This is a genomic window from Methanolobus bombayensis, from assembly GCF_017873415.1.
In the GTDB taxonomy this organism is placed as follows: domain Archaea; phylum Halobacteriota; class Methanosarcinia; order Methanosarcinales; family Methanosarcinaceae; genus Methanolobus; species Methanolobus bombayensis.
The window spans coordinates 413,209-428,385 of sequence record NZ_JAGGKD010000001.1 but is presented as its reverse complement, the minus strand read 5'-3'; the positions used below and the strand labels follow the sequence as shown (position 1 = coordinate 428,385).

The window sequence follows — 15,177 nt, the reverse complement described above, 5'->3', positions numbered from 1 at the left end:
TTGTTTAGTTCCTATCATCGTATATTGGCAAGAACTCAGAGTCCTCGATTTGTTCATTTGCCTCATACAGCTTCTCAAGGTCTGTCTCAAGTGGGTAATCCTTCCCATCAGCACCCTCTATTGTAACATTCTTGAATGGCTTGAGTGCTGCTTCATCTCCTGTCCTTAATGCAGTCCTGACAGCATTCAGATACTTACTGACAAGTGATGCATCCTTTGAATTTTTGACAACAACACTAACTCTTTTACCGTTAGAATAGAACCATCTGCCTCTTTCAATGGCATCGCTCTTTGTAGCAACCCAACGTCCATTTTTCTTATACACTGCATTTCCAAGATGCTTGAGAGCGTCCTGTACACTGATTCCCTGCTCTTTTGCCGCTGTGGTAAGGGATTTACCCTTTCTCATGTCATTTACTGCAAGAACAGCTCTTTTTCTCATATCTCGCTGTACGGGTGATAATGCATCAAATGACCTAGATGCAAGAGATGCATCAGATAGTTTCAATTTTCTCAATTGATTCAGGCTCTTATCTGGAAACATCTGGTGTTTCCTGATGATCTCCTTTGCATACCTCGTATCTCTTGGCATTGCTTTGAGCCATTCTCCATAAGTCCTGTATTCTCTGGTAAATTCAGGTCTGCTCATTCTTCATCCTCCAGATACCTTATAAGAGCCATTCTCACCACTTCAGCTTGAGAACAGCCATATTTCTCAGAGTACGATTCCACTTTCTCCTTAAGGTAAGAAGAAAGGCTAACTATCATTCTTGCTTTACCGGACATAATAAGTCACAATAAAACACTATGTACCTCATCATATCTGTACAGAAAGTGAGTATAAGATTAGGTATAAATATGATATAGTTCTTATATCAACTAGGGTATAAGTATGTATAAAAAAGGGTTAGACTTTGACCAAGAAGTCAGACGAATATTATCCAATCAAGGCTATGTTAGAAGGTCGCAACTCATACAAACCCTCAAAAATAAGCATAGAGGGGATAGTGGATATAGTGACAAGAGTATCAATCGAAAGCTTGACAGTATGGTGGATAGAGGTATAGTATCTAAGCTTAAAGGCGATACTCTTAAAAAAGCAGGAATAAGAGTAGAGGATGGTAGAGCTAGCTTTTTTACTCTTAAAAAAACAGAAGAAATAAGAAGACATATAGATACGATTATAGGTAAAATATCCACTAATAATCCTATAATACAAAAAATGGCACTTAAAGAACTGGAAAGATATGAGAAACACTGTCTACTCAATCCTCTCCAATTAGACATACTTATAGCCCAATTAGACACAGAAGACATAGACCTTATAGACAATATCCTAAGAATAGTCTATACATACATAGATAAAAAGGATATAGAACCCTATAACAGACAAGAAGCTATTAAGATGCTTAGAAGCCTATTGAATAAGTACCCTAAGCCATTACCACATGGACACAAGAACCTTAGAACTCATTTTATCTTTTTACTAGGATACTATAACGATAGTGCTATTATTGACAGACTAAAAAAGGATGCTGAAGAGTTAGACAACCTTCATGACCTTCTTGATTATAATTCTAACTATACAGCCTTTGTAATAGAGGATCACAGGGAAGAACTCTATGATTTTGAGGAAAAGTTAAGATTAGAGGGCAAAGAAGAGCCTGCTCAGTTCATTGCTCAAGTAAGAGTCATAGCTATGACTCATCTTGGAATGCATGACGATCATTTTAAAGAGAATAAGGATGCTGTGGAGAAATTCTAATGAAGATGCTCTTACTAAATGGTCATGGAATAGACATGCGTGTCAGCAATGCTAAACTACATGTCAAGGATGGCAGATTTTCCGCAAATGAAGAGCCTGAAAAATACACATTCTCACCCAAAAGAATGGATATTGACAGCATTGTAATTTATGGTAAAAGTGGCAACATCAGTATTGAGGCTATTAGATGGCTTGTTAAACACAATGTACAGGTTACCATACTTAATTGGGATGGCAAATTATTGACAACAATGCTTCCACCTGAAAGTGCAAATGTAAAGATTAAGTTTGCTCAATATCACGCTTTTGAGAATGAGGAAACTAGATTAAAGATAGCTAAGAAATTCATTGAAGCTAAAATATCTAAATCTGAAGCTGTGCTTGATTATCTTAAACAAAGATACTCCGAAGTTGATTATGATTTTACCACCGATAAAGGAAAAATCAAAAATGTAAAATCCATCAGGGAATTAATGGGTATTGAAGGCGGTATTGCTTGGAAGTATTGGAATGAGTTTAACAAAGTCATTCCTATTGAATATGATTTTAAAGCAAGAATTGACAAGTACAGGCGTCCAATGGGAGCAGGAGATAAAACCAATGTTATGCTCAATTATGGATATTCTTTACTTGAATCTGAATGTTTACGAATTATTAATTCAGTAGGTCTTGATTCACGTGTTGGTTTTTTGCATGAAATGAATCCAAGCAAGCATAGTTTAGCTTATGATTTCCAAGAGCCTTTTAGATTCCTTGTTGATCTTGCGGTTGTTAATCTTATTGAAAAAGAAGCAATGGAGGATAAGGACTTCATCAGGACAGAGAGTTATTCACTTAGGCTAAAGCCTTCAGGAGCAAAGAAGCTCACTGCTGAGTTTAATTCTGTGATGAATGGTAAAGTTGAGTACAGGAAAAAGAATACTACTTGGGGTAGTGTCCTGTTGTTGAAAGGTAGAGAATTAGCTCAACATCTCACAGGTAATAGAAAAATGATTGATTTTAGTAAGCCTGCTTATGTTGGGAAGAGGGATGACACTGATATTCTTAGAAAGAAGATTCTTGCTATTGGCTATACCGAATGGAAGAAAATGGGATTCTCTAAGGGTACATTACACTACATGAAGAAGAATGCAAAAGGGGATAAACCGTTTAGTGTGAATGCTCATGTTAAGGAAAGATTGGAGATGTGGGATGGATATTAAAGGTAATTTGAAAATAATTGCAAGTATTGTTTGACAAATAAAGTATGAGCTAATTACCCCTTTAACTTTAAGTGTAGAAATTATTTTTTCTCATTTAGTAATGAATTGAGTTCTTCAAGTGAAGATTTTATTTTCAAACTTACTAAAGCGTTTAAATTATCATAAACAGATAAATGCTCGGGTTTTTTTGACCTGCTGTTCTGTGATAAAATGTCTAAAAAAGAATCTAAAATGGCTCTGGTTTCATTGTCAGCAAGATATTTGTTTTTTACAATATCTCGATAAATAGGATTGGAATTTCTTTTTTCTACCGTGTCAAGACCTGAATCTCGCCTCAATTCTCTTTCATTTGGTTCATCTCCCACGGCTTTGACAGAAAATTTCATGAAATCTTCTAATGGGTAATAGAAGTTTACAAGTTTTTTTTCAGTAAAAGAAATCTTTCGATCAATAGAAGACTGTTCCACAATTTGATATGTAAAATAAACGTAAATACTAGTTACAAATACAAAAACAACCGTAAGAGAAACATTTAATAACTCCATGTTTTCAGTAGTAAAGGGCACAAACATTTTGAGTGTAGGAAACAGTGAAATAGCTATGAATATTATTGCAAAAATTAATATTGTCCCAGTAAGTCCAAATATTAAACCCTGAATTACTGCATTAAAGATATGTGAAGTAACCTTTTTGATATTAAACATTTTATTCATCAAAGAATTGCTTGAGAAGTATTTAAATTTATAGACTTATTCCTTCTGTATTTGTCATATGTGGAATTATTGTATTTCGAAGCAGATGAATATATTAGAAAACTGTGAGTTGTACTTCTGATTTATGCAAATAAAATATTTTCTTTGATAACTCTATAATATAGTTATGTGGGATGCTTGCAAAAGCGTACACTTTTTTCGCCTTGTATATATCCCAGGTAAATGATGCGGGAGGTGAGATTCGAACTCACGGACTCCTACGAGAATGGGTCCTAAGCCCATCGCCTTTGGCCAAGCTGGGCAACCCCCGCATAAAAGAGTAGTCATTAAATATATTGTTCACATATTAATATTACGCAATGAGATATCTATTTTTCATAGAAATGCTATGAAGCCCTATGAATATGGTCCTAAGCCCTGCGCCTTTGGCCAGGCTGGGCAACCCCCGCAAAAAGAAGTAGTGGATAAATATATCCTTTATTTATTAATATTGCGGACTCGATAGAATGCAAAAAGTTAGCTTATTGATTTGAACATTGTCAAAGCCTTCTCTCTTTCATCCTTATGACTGATAATTGTCTGAGGATAATCAACCCCAAGCAACTGCTGACCTTTTTCAAGAGAATGGATTGCCTTTGGTTCAACTTCTGAAAGCTCAGGAATCCACTTTTTAATATAAGCACAATCAGGATCGAACTTCTTCTGTTGCAGCCACGGATTGAATATACGGAAGTATGGTTGTGAATCCGCACCAGTTGATGCAGCCCACTGCCAGTTACCGTTGTTCACGCATGGATCATAATCCACAAGCTTGCTGGCAAAATAACGCTCACCCCATTTCCAGTCAATGTGAAGGTCCTTTACGAGGAAGGATGCAACTATCATTCTTACACGATTATGCATGTATCCAGTAGTGTTCAGTTCCCTCATACCTGCATCAACAATCGGAAAGCCGGTTTGTCCTTTACACCATGCATCAAAGAGCTTTTTATCATCTGACCATGAAAGTGAATCGAATTTCCTCTTGAAAGCACCCTTGAAAACATAAGGATGTGCAACAGCAATATGAGTGAAGAAATCCCGCCAGTGAAGTTCATTTATTAGAGTGTGACCTTCATCAAGTTCATTTCTAACATAATGATAGAACTCTCTTATTGAGACAGTACCTAATTTATTATGAGCAGAAAGTCCCGTTGTACTTTTTATTGATGGATAGTCACGTTCATTATCATAATTTCTGAACTCATTAATATCCTGAAGAATTGAAAGAGCGTTAGTTCTGCCACCTTTTGCGAAAAGAGAAGGATTCCTGTCTATTGAAAGATCAGAAAATTCAATCAGGGCTAGATCCAGATCTCCGGAATAAAAGTTACCTCCTTCCTGCATCTCAGGCAAAGGTATATCTCTTTTTGAAGCTTTTTTGAAGAACTGAGAGAACACGGAATAGCTTTTTCCTTCATTAGTAAGCACTTTACCGGGCTCATGTAGCAAAGCATCATGGTAACTTACAAAATCAATTCCTGAACTCTCACATGATTCCAGGATTGTAGAATCTCGTTTTTTGCTAAAAGGTGTATAATCCTTGTTGAAAAATACAGCATCTATTTCATGTTTCTTTTTCAAATCTGATATGATGTTTTCAGGAAGGCCAGAGAAAAAGAACAGTTTGCCGTATTTTGAATCCAGCTGTAGTTTAAGGTCATCAAGACATTCCAGCAGGAAATGGAAAGCATTGTGATTGAAATTTTTTCGCTTCTCATCTGCAAGTCTTGGATCAAATATAAAACATGGAATTACCTCATCAGAGTTTTCCATTGCAATGTTCAAAGCAGTGTTATCATCCACCCGGAGATCACGTCTGAATATAAATAAAGATAATCCGTATTTTTTTGCCATTATTCCACCTCTATAGCCACTTCGTTCCGCATAAGAGTAGGGGGAACCCACGGAGGATTATACTGCATCAGGAAAAAATCACCTGTAGTTACAATACCATTATCAGCAAGTTGTGAACTGAGAACTGAACGCTTTTTTTCAATGATCTCATCCTTTGCATATCCTGAGAATCTTATCACAGCCACTTTTCTTGCAGGAATTGCCTGAATCGATATTTCCGGATTCTCAGTATCTGGTGCATTATCAATATTGTACTCAGCAGGTAACACAAACGACATATTAACAACATTATCACTCTCTGATGTGATTACCGGAGATGTCATATCGATTTTCTTCTTTCCTGCATTATTGCCGAAAATATAAGATGCAAGTACTGAGAAAGCATCGTTCTGATTATTTGCTGATGTGGAAATAACAGTTAATTCATCATACTTCCTGACCTCAACATCTTCCTCTAATTCATACATTACTCTGTATTCAACCTCTTCCGTTGTCATTGAAACATGCACCCCTGCAAAAAACCATGAACCAAGCATGACAGTAAATACTGTTAATAAAGCAAAAACCACTCCTGCCTTATCCATAAAGATAGATTACTCTGGAAGTCTAAAGAGTATTGTGGTTCCATTTTTCACAAATATATAGATTCTATAATCTATGATTGAACCTTAGATTAACTAGATATATACACATGTAGATTTCCAGTTGTGATCGAAGCTCTGATATTTGATATGGACGGGGTGCTGATAGATTCTATGCACCTGCATGCAAAAGCATGGAAAGATGCTTTTATGGAGACTGGAATAGAGATCGACGAAAGAGATATATTTGCCCTTGAAGGCGAGAATGATGCAGGGATTGTGAGAAAAATTGTGGAAATCCATGGAAACAATTCCATTGATATGGAAGAATTGCTATCTGATGTTCCTGCAAGAAAACATGAGCTATTTGACAGGGATAGCGTCACTCTGTTCGATGATGTGGATGGTTTCCTCAGAGAGATCAAGGAAAGATTCAGACTCGCTGTTGTTTCAGGTTCCGACAGAAAGATTGTGGATATAATGATGGAGAAATATTTCCCGGGAATATTTGATGCGATAGTCAGTGGTGATGATACTGAGAAAGGAAAACCTGAACCTGAACCATATAATAAAGCAGTTGAAATGCTTGGAATGGAAAAAAATGATTGCATAGTAGTGGAAAATGCAATACTTGGTGTTGAATCTGCAAAAAATGCCGGGATATTTACAGTGGGTTTGCCTACTGATCTCAGCAGAAAAGAACTTGAACATGCCGACATAGTTCTGCATGATCACGCAGAATTGTTCAGATTCATCAGATTGTTAATGAGAAATCTTTCAGCAAATTGAGCGGGAAACTGAGGACGAATAAGCTACCAGTCTTTTTCTTATGTATTCAGGACCATAGCTCAGCACTGCCTGCTCTTTTAATACTGATGCATTCGATCTGTATCTTTCATCATTAATAAGAGTTTTAATTACCTGTAACAGTTCCCCAGGTGTTACTGAATAAGACAAACGTCTGCCATATTCATTATCTTCAATGAACTGAGCATTGTTCTCCTGTTCATTATGAGAGTGGTCCGGGAAAGATATTACAGGAAGACCATAACTGAGCGATTCCGTAATTGTACCATGGCCGCCTGTGCAGATCACTAAATCCACTGACCTGTAATATGGGAAAGGATCAGGGATCAGACGGCGAACTTCCACATTTTCAGGAACATCTTCAAGAAGACTATAATCCAGATCAGGACCACCTATGAGAGTATAATTGATATTGGAGTCCATTTTTGCTGCTTCCAGCAGCTTTTTAAATATCTGAAGACGATAACCGAAACCGCCTATGCTGCAAAGCACATGTGGTCGCTTCAATCCATCAATAGGGACAACTTCATCATACTTTTTTCTCAGGACCGGACCACTGAATTCTATTTTGTCCTTCACATTTTCAGGAAAAGAGAGGTTTGAAGCACATATAGTGAATGGAGGTTTAAAGTCCGGAACGAAAATAATGTCCACTTTTTTGTATATCCATGTATAGAATTTTCTGACAACGGAACCTGCAATGCCTATTAAAAAACCCTTGTTTTTGAAAAAGTCCTGCATACTTGACTGGTTCACTATAATAGATACAGGAACTTTTTTGTGTTGTGCAGCAATTATACCATTATAATATCCATCAGAAATTACAAAATCAGGTTTTGTTTTCTCCACAAGCTTTCTTACCGAACTCAGATTACTGATTGAAATAGTCCTGGCAGTTGAAACTATGGAACTTTTCAGATCAAGAGAACCTTTTTTACCACTGAGTCTGAGCTCCTGGGGAATTTCCTCGACACTGTAACCTGATTCTTCAATTAACTTCCGGGAATATCCATAAGCTCCAATGAAAACATTGTGACCGGAATTTTGTAGCTCGGATGCAAGGGAAATGCATCTCCCGGTGTGTCCAAGTCCTTCTCCACAAACAAAAATCAGAAAAGTCATACGCTTCTCGGAGAGATTCGAATGCTCTGACATATTAATAAAAATGAATGTTAAGTATTTATATGTTTATTATATAGAATACAGGAATAACTATAGATTATGTAGATTAACTATTTATTTTTACTTCAGAACATATACATACATAGAACAATAAGTAATAAAAAAATTGAACAAAACATAAAATTTTGCATTAAACAGAGGTAACAGGATGTTCCGCAAACAGGACAGAACAATGCAAAAAATAATTGCATCTGACAGAGCAACAGAACTTCTTGAAAATGGATGGAATAAAGCAGACCTGCATGTGCATACCTCCTGTTCATATGATGTACCTGCAAGTAAATTCACAAAACCGGAAAAACTGTTCAAAAAAGGGTTAGCAGATGGCCTTGGTTTTGTGACATTTACAGACCATGACACTGTAAAAGCTTATGATTTCATGGGATGGAATAAAGATAAACTGACCACTGGAGTGGAATTATCTATTACTGACATGGAAAACGTCGGGCACACTGTTCATATCAATGCTTTTGATTTTGATAAAGAACAATATTCTCAAATGGAGACAATTGTACAGAGAAAGCAGGATGTCTATATGCTTCTTGATTACTTCCGGGACAATGACATCCTGCACATGTACAATCACCCGTTCTGGTTCAAGCCGGGAGAAAAACCAAATATCATGGCCGTACCTGAGCTTGCAAAACAATTTCCTGTGATCGAATATAATATGCAGGACCTGAAGCAGAAGAACTTTTTCTCAATGGTGCTGGCACAGCGTTTTAAGAAAGGAATGGCTGTGACAACTGATAGCCATACCGGCAGAATAGGAAGAGTTCATACTCTGGCAAAAGGAGACACATTCAGGGATTATTTCAAAAACATTGAAAAAGGTAATTCCTATATGATGATCGATGAACCCATATGGAAGCACATAAGCCATGAATTGTATGCATGGGTAGAACTTATCTTCAATATGGAAAAACGCATGCCACACGAGGGTGATTACTCTACCGGATTGGAAGTGTTCGATAAAGTTGTCAAGCTCGTTGGCGGCGAGAATAAGATGAAACACCCGCACATCTATAATATGACAATGCATCTTACACAACAGTTCTTTGTTTCCGGTTTACCATTTCTGCTTTACAGGATATCAAAACAGCCACAGATTTCAAAGATCGGACGCGTTGTGAACAGCCAGATATTCTGAAAAGAAAATTTTCTTTTTAAAAAACGAGGCATGCAAACGGATTTGTCCCGGATGAAAGTATTTTTAAGAGATAAAAACGTAAATTCACCGGTCAGCTTTTTGATCTGATTATTTTTTGGTGATTATTATTTGGTGTTAAGATGAGAGTAATGATATTTGTCTGCGGCGAAGGTCTTGGACATACCAGCAGATGTATATCCATAGGCAGGGAGCTTGTATCGGCTGGCCATGATGTACATTTCGGAGCTTATGGATATTCCAGGGAACTAATTGAACGTAAAGGATTTAAAACCCATACTGTCCCTTCGGAGATCACACTTGTAGGTAAGGCCGGTTCTCTGAATCTTAAAAGGTCAATTCTTGCAACTTTTAAGAGAGGGCAGTTCCTTGGTCTGATCAAAATACGAAAGCTGCTCAAAAGGACCAAACCTGATGTGGTGATATCAGACAGTTATTTCATGGGAATGATAAGTGCCAAATCACGCAGCCTCCCATGCCATTTGATTGTGAACCAGTCAAATATGGAAGAATTCTTCAAAGGCAAGGGCGCTTCCAGCAAAATACTGGTGGAGCTTGTGAAAAAATCCTATATCGGAATGTTCAAGATGGCTGACAGAATAATCATTCCTGATTTTCCACTGCCTCATACCGTGTGTAGAAAAAACCTTGATTTCAGGGAAGCAGCCTGGAAAAAACTCTTCTTCAGTGGTCCACTTATTGGAAAGACCTTTGAAGAAACAACTTCAAAGGAACTTGAACGCCCTCATGTGCTCTGCACCGTTGGTGGATTTGGATATCGTGAACCTATTTTCCGAAAGGTCATTGAAGCTGCAGGCATGGATAGTTCCATAAATTATACTTTACTTTCGGGCCCAAGTGTTAATCCGGAAAGTTTTGGAAAACTTCCAGAGAATGTTACTATACTGAAATTCATAGATGACCAGTTCCCATATATGAAAGCTTCAGATGTTGTTATTGCCCCAGGAGGCCATAGTACCATGATGGAAGCCCTGAGCTTTGGAGTTCCAATGATCACCGTTCCGGACCAGAAACATAGTGAACAGCAGAATAATGCTTTTGTTATTGAAAAAGACGGTCTTGGAAAAAAACTTGACTATTCCGCATCTCCTGAAGATATCCTGGAGAATCTCAGATTGCTCATTGATGATGAGAAGTACACAAAAAAGCTCACAGAGATGCGGAAAATGGCTGAACAGTTGAACGGTCCCGGAGCTGTGAGGAAAATGCTTGAAGAAATTGTCAGGAATTAGAGACTTTCTAAATTACAACCATACTATCGCACATTATAAATAATTAAATACAAAGTTATTTATATAAAATTTTAATATATTAATTAACATAATCTTGATTTTGGATATTATAATTAGATACCTGAAAAAACAGTAAATATTTCTATTTCGGCTGGCGGTATGTGAATGATATATGGCGACATAGAATTTATAGGGATTGCAGATATTCCCCGGATCAACACCATTTTTGGGATAGACAACACTCTATGGGAACCATGGAAAGTTATCCTTACAGATAAAGAGATGGAAATTCGTACTGATTATAGGTCCATTCATTTGAGTCTGGAAAACATCCTTATCGTCGACAGACCTTTACCACATGCTATTCTCAGTAAGATACAGAATGCCAGCAGACATGGTGCGATCATAGTTATTGATTATAAGAAAGAAGCAACCATTGGAATAGGTGAAGTTGTTTCTTCCATGATAATTGCGGGAAAGAAGTCAGATGTTTCAAATCTGAAATATATGCTGATGAGCCTTTTAGGGGTCAGTGCAGACCCGATTATTGGAACCATGAAACCGGAAGACATTCGATTATTGTGTCTGTTGTCTTCCGGGATAAATAGCCTGGATCTGCTGATTCCTATTTTTGAAGGTGATGACGAGCTGGTTTCCAGGACTTTTGCTTCTTTGAAATCGAAGGGTCTTGTAGATAAATATGCTGCACTCACACCTCTTGGAATTGATCTTGTAGACAGGGTCAGGGGTGTCGACAAGAAAAAGCTTGGTTCAGATATTCAGGAAGATTTCGATAATCTGGCGACTGTATGGAATTGCCTTGACTGCAATATGGCGCCAAGTGATGATGAAACGAACAGGATCATATGGAAGTGTGGGAATTCAAAATTGTGTGGGAATGTGGCTACAGTGGATATTAATAAATTCATATGCCCCCTGAATATAGAAGATATCGAATTAGATATTCCTGAAAATACATGTTTTATGGACCTGATGATACAGACAAAAAATGATGCGTCTATTGTGTTAAAATCAAGGGATTTTTCAGTAATTATTGCACTCTACGGATGTCTGAATCCGGAAGAAGATATACAGATTCGTATTTTATTCAGTTTTTATCTTGGATACACAAATCAGCAGGAAATCCAGAACTGGCTTCAGATATCATCTGATATTTTTGAAAGGCACTGCAAGCTCCTTGCAAAGAACAATTATCTTGAACTGGAAAATTATGAGCTTACTAATTCAGGTTTGAATCTTGTCCACAGGAAGATAATTGGTGATGTCTCTGTTCTGGTCAAATGGACATGCTTTGAATATAAGTCCGAGAACTTCAAGAAAATAGAGACCAGAAAGAAGGAATGTGCTAAAAAGAAGATCCTGGATATACTCCAGAGCAAGCACGGTAAAAAGGTGAATGTTTAGTAGAATAAAAAATACCACCGGAATCAACCGGTGGTTATAGGCTATTGTTGGTTGGTTGGCTATAATTCTTACTCAATGTAGTATGTGACCTGAACTGACATTGAGACTGTGGATTCTCCAGGTTCTATTGGAGTTGCAGGTTTTTCTTCATCCATTTCAACTGCTGCTTCTTCCATTGCATAATAGATTCTTGGGTTACTATTATCGTTTATGGATGCGGTCTGCACTCCTGCGATCTTAAGATCAAGGCTGTCTGCAAGGTCATTGGCTTTTGATGATGCATCAGCTATTGCTTCATCCATGAGATCTGCACGTAGCTCTTCCTGCATGTCATCGGAAACTGTGAAGGAAATGCTTCCGATCTGGTTTGCTCCTGCGGCTGTGGACCTATCGATAATCTCGCTCAGGATGTCAAGGTTTGTGGTTGTGACCTGGACGCTGTTGGATGCGGAGTAACCTGTGATGGTCCTTTCCCCGTCATAGTTGTAGACCGGATACACGGAAACATAGGATGTCTGGATTTCCCTGTCCTCCAGTCCGAGAGCTTTGAGTTCTTCTATTACAGTGCTCATTATGGCAGCATTCTCGTCAGATGCTTCCGTTGATGTCTCGGACTGGATCACGACACCTATACTTAAAGATGCGGTGTCAGGTACAACTTTCTGTTCTGCATATCCGCCCATTGTAATTGTGTCTGCTGTAGTCTGTTCCGGACCATCCTGTGAGATAGCGTATATCGTTAGTGACATCACCACCAGGACGACTGATAGTGCGATTATTGCTAAATATGATTTATCATTTCTTTCAGGTGACATTTTCACTTCCCCTTAAATGGTTATTTGTTAACCGGTTATATTCTTTTATTGCACGTTCTAGAATGACGTATACATATTAAAGAATTGTCTAAACTTCAAACTGGTTTGTAGTTATGTGGGGCGATAGATATTGATAAAAAATTATGAAGGGGTGAGGCAAATTTATGCAGAAATAAGGGAAAGAATAATTATTTTTTAATCATCGGATTTGTAATCATTTCTCGCATCAGTTGCTGACTCATAATGTAATAGAACAAACTGAAAATAAATAATAAAAAGCAATCAAGCCCACTAATCTATAAATCAAAATAGTTCTACATAGATCCCGGTAAACAAACTTAAATAGTATATTTATAGATTATTAGTATAATTATAGCTCACCAATATAATGAGTGCTGAAAATGGATAAACCAATTCTGCTGGTAGCCGTGTTTTTGGTTTTTGTGACAGCCGGATTCATAAAACGTCTGGTTTTAATTGCCATTGTACGCCAGAAGTTGGATTTTCTCAACAGGTACTCATCAATATACAGCGAGTTCACGGAAACTTATTCCACAAACTTCGATTCTCTGCTATACTTATGGCTGACAAGCAAAGCTTCTGAAGTACAACAAACCCTGAGTTATTTCTCAGTTGAAACAAAGATCCCTCTTATCAAACCATTTATAACAAACCCACAGTTGATCACCAGAACTCTCCCTACTATGAAAAACGGAACTGCGAATGCAGGAACTGTCAGTTCATCATACAATGCACTTGTATACTGCAAAAAGACCATGGAAGAACTAATAGAGAGTCTGCACAGCGACCTGCGAAAACCATTCAAATTATCCCTTTCCGGAGTCCTGTATTTTGTATCCCTGCCTGTTCTGATGATGTTCTGGCTCAACCTGATCAACGAACCCATGTTCTACAGGATCATTAGCTCGTATGAGCTCAGGCTGGCAAATCTCCTGATATGCCTTATTTGCTTAATCACATCATCGATCATCATGTTAAACTATCTTAATGCTGAATTACTGGTTTAGTTTCGGAAATCATTTATTTTTGACAATATTAGAAAGATGATAATATAGTTTGAATTATTTTAAAATCTGCAAAGTCCTATATACCAGCTGGTTTATCATTTATTTATGAAGTATACAAGAATAATGCTAATGTGTATTGTTTTAGTTCTGATGAGTTCAGGATGCACAGAACAAGAAGAATTTACGATATCGGACAATGCAACTATAATGTCCATGAAATATGCTGTTACTTCACCAACTAACATGGATACACAGGAGTTGATAATTAATTCAACTTCCATGGACCTCAGTATTTACAATTCTGACAATGAACTCAAAGCACATTACATCAGACCAATGATAGAGTATCAATGGGAACAGCCACCTTACATGCTTACAGGAAAACCGTTTCTGGAAATCAGTTCTTCTTCAGAAGCACAGAAGATCAGATCAGATGATCCAGGTTCCGGCACTCTGGAAGTTACTGTGTTGCAGAATGGTGAAATTCACATTTTAACCATTGATTCGGATTCTCCCGAATACCTGTTTGAAGATTTGTACCAGATTGAAGGTTACATGGATTCCCAGAGGTTACTTGCACTGGAGCCTTCTTCTGAGGAAGCACAGGGAATTGTTGAAAAGTGGATTATTTCAATGCCAACTTACAGTTATGATGGCTCTAACCTGACATTAGAAGAGCATATGCGTCTGGATGAACTGCCTTCAACACATGCATTATTATACTCATTCACCAGCAGTCATGAAGGCTATGGTAATCGCTCGGGCGAAGACTTACCCGAGTCAATCACAAATCACACAATCAGAGTTTCTCTAAGACAGCGTGGAATCATAAAAGCTATAATTGATGATTCATGGGATGAGATGAGACAGAAGCCAGTGTAATCCAGTATCGAAATACTGATCATTGAAATTAGAAAGGTCTTGATAGAGGCTAAGTAGTAGAGAGACTGAAATTAAAAGAGCTTCTTTTATTAGATCAAGAACATTATTAAAAAGTAAAATGTGGATTCGATGTGCATATCTTAATCAACAACATTGTACCCAAGATCTCTCAGCTTATTGAAGATCTTCTTCCCGAATGACGGTATGAATGCAATGTACGGTTTCTCCTTCATGTTATTGTGCTCTATCAAAAAACCGATATGTGTCTGTACAGAACCATCATCCTGCCTGACCTTCTTATGTCTTCTGATGACAACAACGTTCTCCTTTTTGAGCTCCACTCGTGTCAGGATTCCTTTTATGGTGATCTTGTTCTCGTCAGCCTTTAATTTCAAGAACGGTCCTGAAGAGTATGTGAAGTTCTTTTCATCCTTGCCCCTGTAAAGGCCTCCGTATGCAG

The 15,177-nt window shown here is 37.6% G+C and carries 16 protein-coding genes and 1 tRNA gene; 8 read left to right on the top strand and 9 right to left on the bottom strand.

What is annotated here, in order from left to right; all coding sequences use genetic code 11:
- Positions 1 to 4 precede the first annotated feature (4 nt).
- Together J2746_RS02225 and J2746_RS02220 are read right to left on the bottom strand one after the other, a co-directional pair.
- Positions 5 to 649: a hypothetical protein gene (locus J2746_RS02225; RefSeq protein WP_209615505.1), complete on the bottom strand. Its 645-nt coding sequence runs from the start codon at positions 647 to 649 to the stop codon at positions 5 to 7.
- Positions 646 to 786, bottom strand: a complete 141-nt coding sequence (locus J2746_RS02220) for a hypothetical protein (RefSeq protein ID WP_209615502.1) — start codon at positions 784 to 786, stop codon at positions 646 to 648. The genes J2746_RS02225 and J2746_RS02220 overlap by 4 nt, the downstream gene beginning before the upstream one ends.
- Positions 787 to 892: 106 nt before the next feature.
- Here J2746_RS02220 and J2746_RS02215 point away from each other — a divergent pair, with 106 nt between their 5' ends.
- On the top strand, positions 893 to 1,765 hold the full coding sequence (locus J2746_RS02215) for a hypothetical protein (RefSeq protein WP_209615500.1): 873 nt from the start codon (positions 893 to 895) through the stop codon (positions 1,763 to 1,765).
- Positions 1,765 to 2,967, top strand: a complete 1,203-nt coding sequence (cas1, locus tag J2746_RS02210) for a CRISPR-associated endonuclease Cas1 (RefSeq protein ID WP_209615497.1) — start codon at positions 1,765 to 1,767, stop codon at positions 2,965 to 2,967. The genes J2746_RS02215 and cas1 overlap by 1 nt, the downstream gene beginning before the upstream one ends.
- A gap of 80 nt (positions 2,968 to 3,047) precedes the next feature.
- On the opposite strand, the gene J2746_RS02205 is transcribed toward cas1, so the two are convergent.
- From J2746_RS02205 to J2746_RS02190, 4 genes are all read right to left on the bottom strand, one after another.
- Positions 3,048 to 3,680 (bottom strand): hypothetical protein, encoded by a 633-nt coding sequence (locus J2746_RS02205; protein WP_209615494.1) that lies wholly within the window; start codon positions 3,678 to 3,680, stop codon positions 3,048 to 3,050.
- Positions 3,681 to 3,906: 226 nt separating this feature from the next.
- A tRNA-Leu gene (locus J2746_RS02200) sits at positions 3,907 to 3,991 on the bottom strand.
- A gap of 205 nt (positions 3,992 to 4,196) precedes the next feature.
- Positions 4,197 to 5,576, bottom strand: coding sequence for a cryptochrome/photolyase family protein (locus J2746_RS02195; RefSeq protein WP_209615491.1), 1,380 nt, complete (start codon positions 5,574 to 5,576; stop codon positions 4,197 to 4,199).
- A complete protein-coding gene (locus J2746_RS02190) occupies positions 5,576 to 6,160 on the bottom strand; it encodes an SOUL family heme-binding protein (RefSeq protein ID WP_209615488.1) in 585 nt (194 codons plus the stop codon). The genes J2746_RS02195 and J2746_RS02190 overlap by 1 nt, the downstream gene beginning before the upstream one ends.
- Before the next feature lie 123 nt (positions 6,161 to 6,283).
- Between J2746_RS02190 and J2746_RS02185 the strand changes: the two genes are divergently transcribed.
- Positions 6,284 to 6,946 (top strand): HAD family hydrolase, encoded by a 663-nt coding sequence (locus J2746_RS02185; protein ID WP_209615485.1) that lies wholly within the window; start codon positions 6,284 to 6,286, stop codon positions 6,944 to 6,946.
- On the opposite strand, the gene J2746_RS02180 is transcribed toward J2746_RS02185, so the two are convergent.
- Complete coding sequence (locus J2746_RS02180; protein WP_245249930.1) at positions 6,935 to 8,119, bottom strand: UDP-N-acetylglucosamine--N-acetylmuramyl-(pentapeptide) pyrophosphoryl-undecaprenol N-acetylglucosamine transferase; 1,185 nt, start codon at positions 8,117 to 8,119, stop codon at positions 6,935 to 6,937. The genes J2746_RS02185 and J2746_RS02180 overlap by 12 nt on opposite strands.
- A gap of 175 nt (positions 8,120 to 8,294) precedes the next feature.
- On the opposite strand from J2746_RS02180, the gene J2746_RS02175 reads away from it, so the two are divergent.
- The 3 genes from J2746_RS02175 (at position 8,295) to J2746_RS02165 (ending at position 11,992) form a co-directional block, all read left to right on the top strand.
- A complete protein-coding gene (locus J2746_RS02175) occupies positions 8,295 to 9,296 on the top strand; it encodes a PHP domain-containing protein (protein WP_209615483.1) in 1,002 nt (333 codons plus the stop codon).
- 140 nt (positions 9,297 to 9,436) lie between these two features.
- Positions 9,437 to 10,567 carry a UDP-N-acetylglucosamine--N-acetylmuramyl-(pentapeptide) pyrophosphoryl-undecaprenol N-acetylglucosamine transferase gene (locus J2746_RS02170; protein ID WP_209615480.1) on the top strand — a complete coding sequence of 377 codons (1,131 nt, stop codon included), beginning with the start codon at positions 9,437 to 9,439 and terminating at the stop codon, positions 10,565 to 10,567.
- A 165-nt stretch (positions 10,568 to 10,732) separates the two neighbouring features.
- The gene (locus J2746_RS02165; RefSeq protein WP_209615478.1) at positions 10,733 to 11,992 is read left to right on the top strand and encodes a hypothetical protein; all 1,260 of its coding nucleotides are present in this window, start codon (positions 10,733 to 10,735) and stop codon (positions 11,990 to 11,992) included.
- A gap of 68 nt (positions 11,993 to 12,060) precedes the next feature.
- On the opposite strand, the gene J2746_RS02160 is transcribed toward J2746_RS02165, so the two are convergent.
- Positions 12,061 to 12,807 (bottom strand): SIMPL domain-containing protein, encoded by a 747-nt coding sequence (locus J2746_RS02160; RefSeq protein WP_209615475.1) that lies wholly within the window; start codon positions 12,805 to 12,807, stop codon positions 12,061 to 12,063.
- A gap of 401 nt (positions 12,808 to 13,208) precedes the next feature.
- On the opposite strand from J2746_RS02160, the gene J2746_RS02155 reads away from it, so the two are divergent.
- Together J2746_RS02155 and J2746_RS02150 are read left to right on the top strand one after the other, a co-directional pair.
- The gene (locus J2746_RS02155; protein WP_209615473.1) at positions 13,209 to 13,835 is read left to right on the top strand and encodes a hypothetical protein; all 627 of its coding nucleotides are present in this window, start codon (positions 13,209 to 13,211) and stop codon (positions 13,833 to 13,835) included.
- Between the two features lie 150 nt (positions 13,836 to 13,985).
- Positions 13,986 to 14,717: a hypothetical protein gene (locus tag J2746_RS02150; protein WP_209615470.1), complete on the top strand. Its 732-nt coding sequence runs from the start codon at positions 13,986 to 13,988 to the stop codon at positions 14,715 to 14,717.
- Positions 14,718 to 14,857: 140 nt separating this feature from the next.
- Here the strand turns inward: J2746_RS02150 and J2746_RS02145 are convergent, their stop codons facing one another.
- Positions 14,858 to 15,112, bottom strand: coding sequence for a hypothetical protein (locus J2746_RS02145; protein WP_209615468.1), 255 nt, complete (start codon positions 15,110 to 15,112; stop codon positions 14,858 to 14,860).
- Between the last annotated feature and the right edge of the window lie 65 nt (positions 15,113 to 15,177).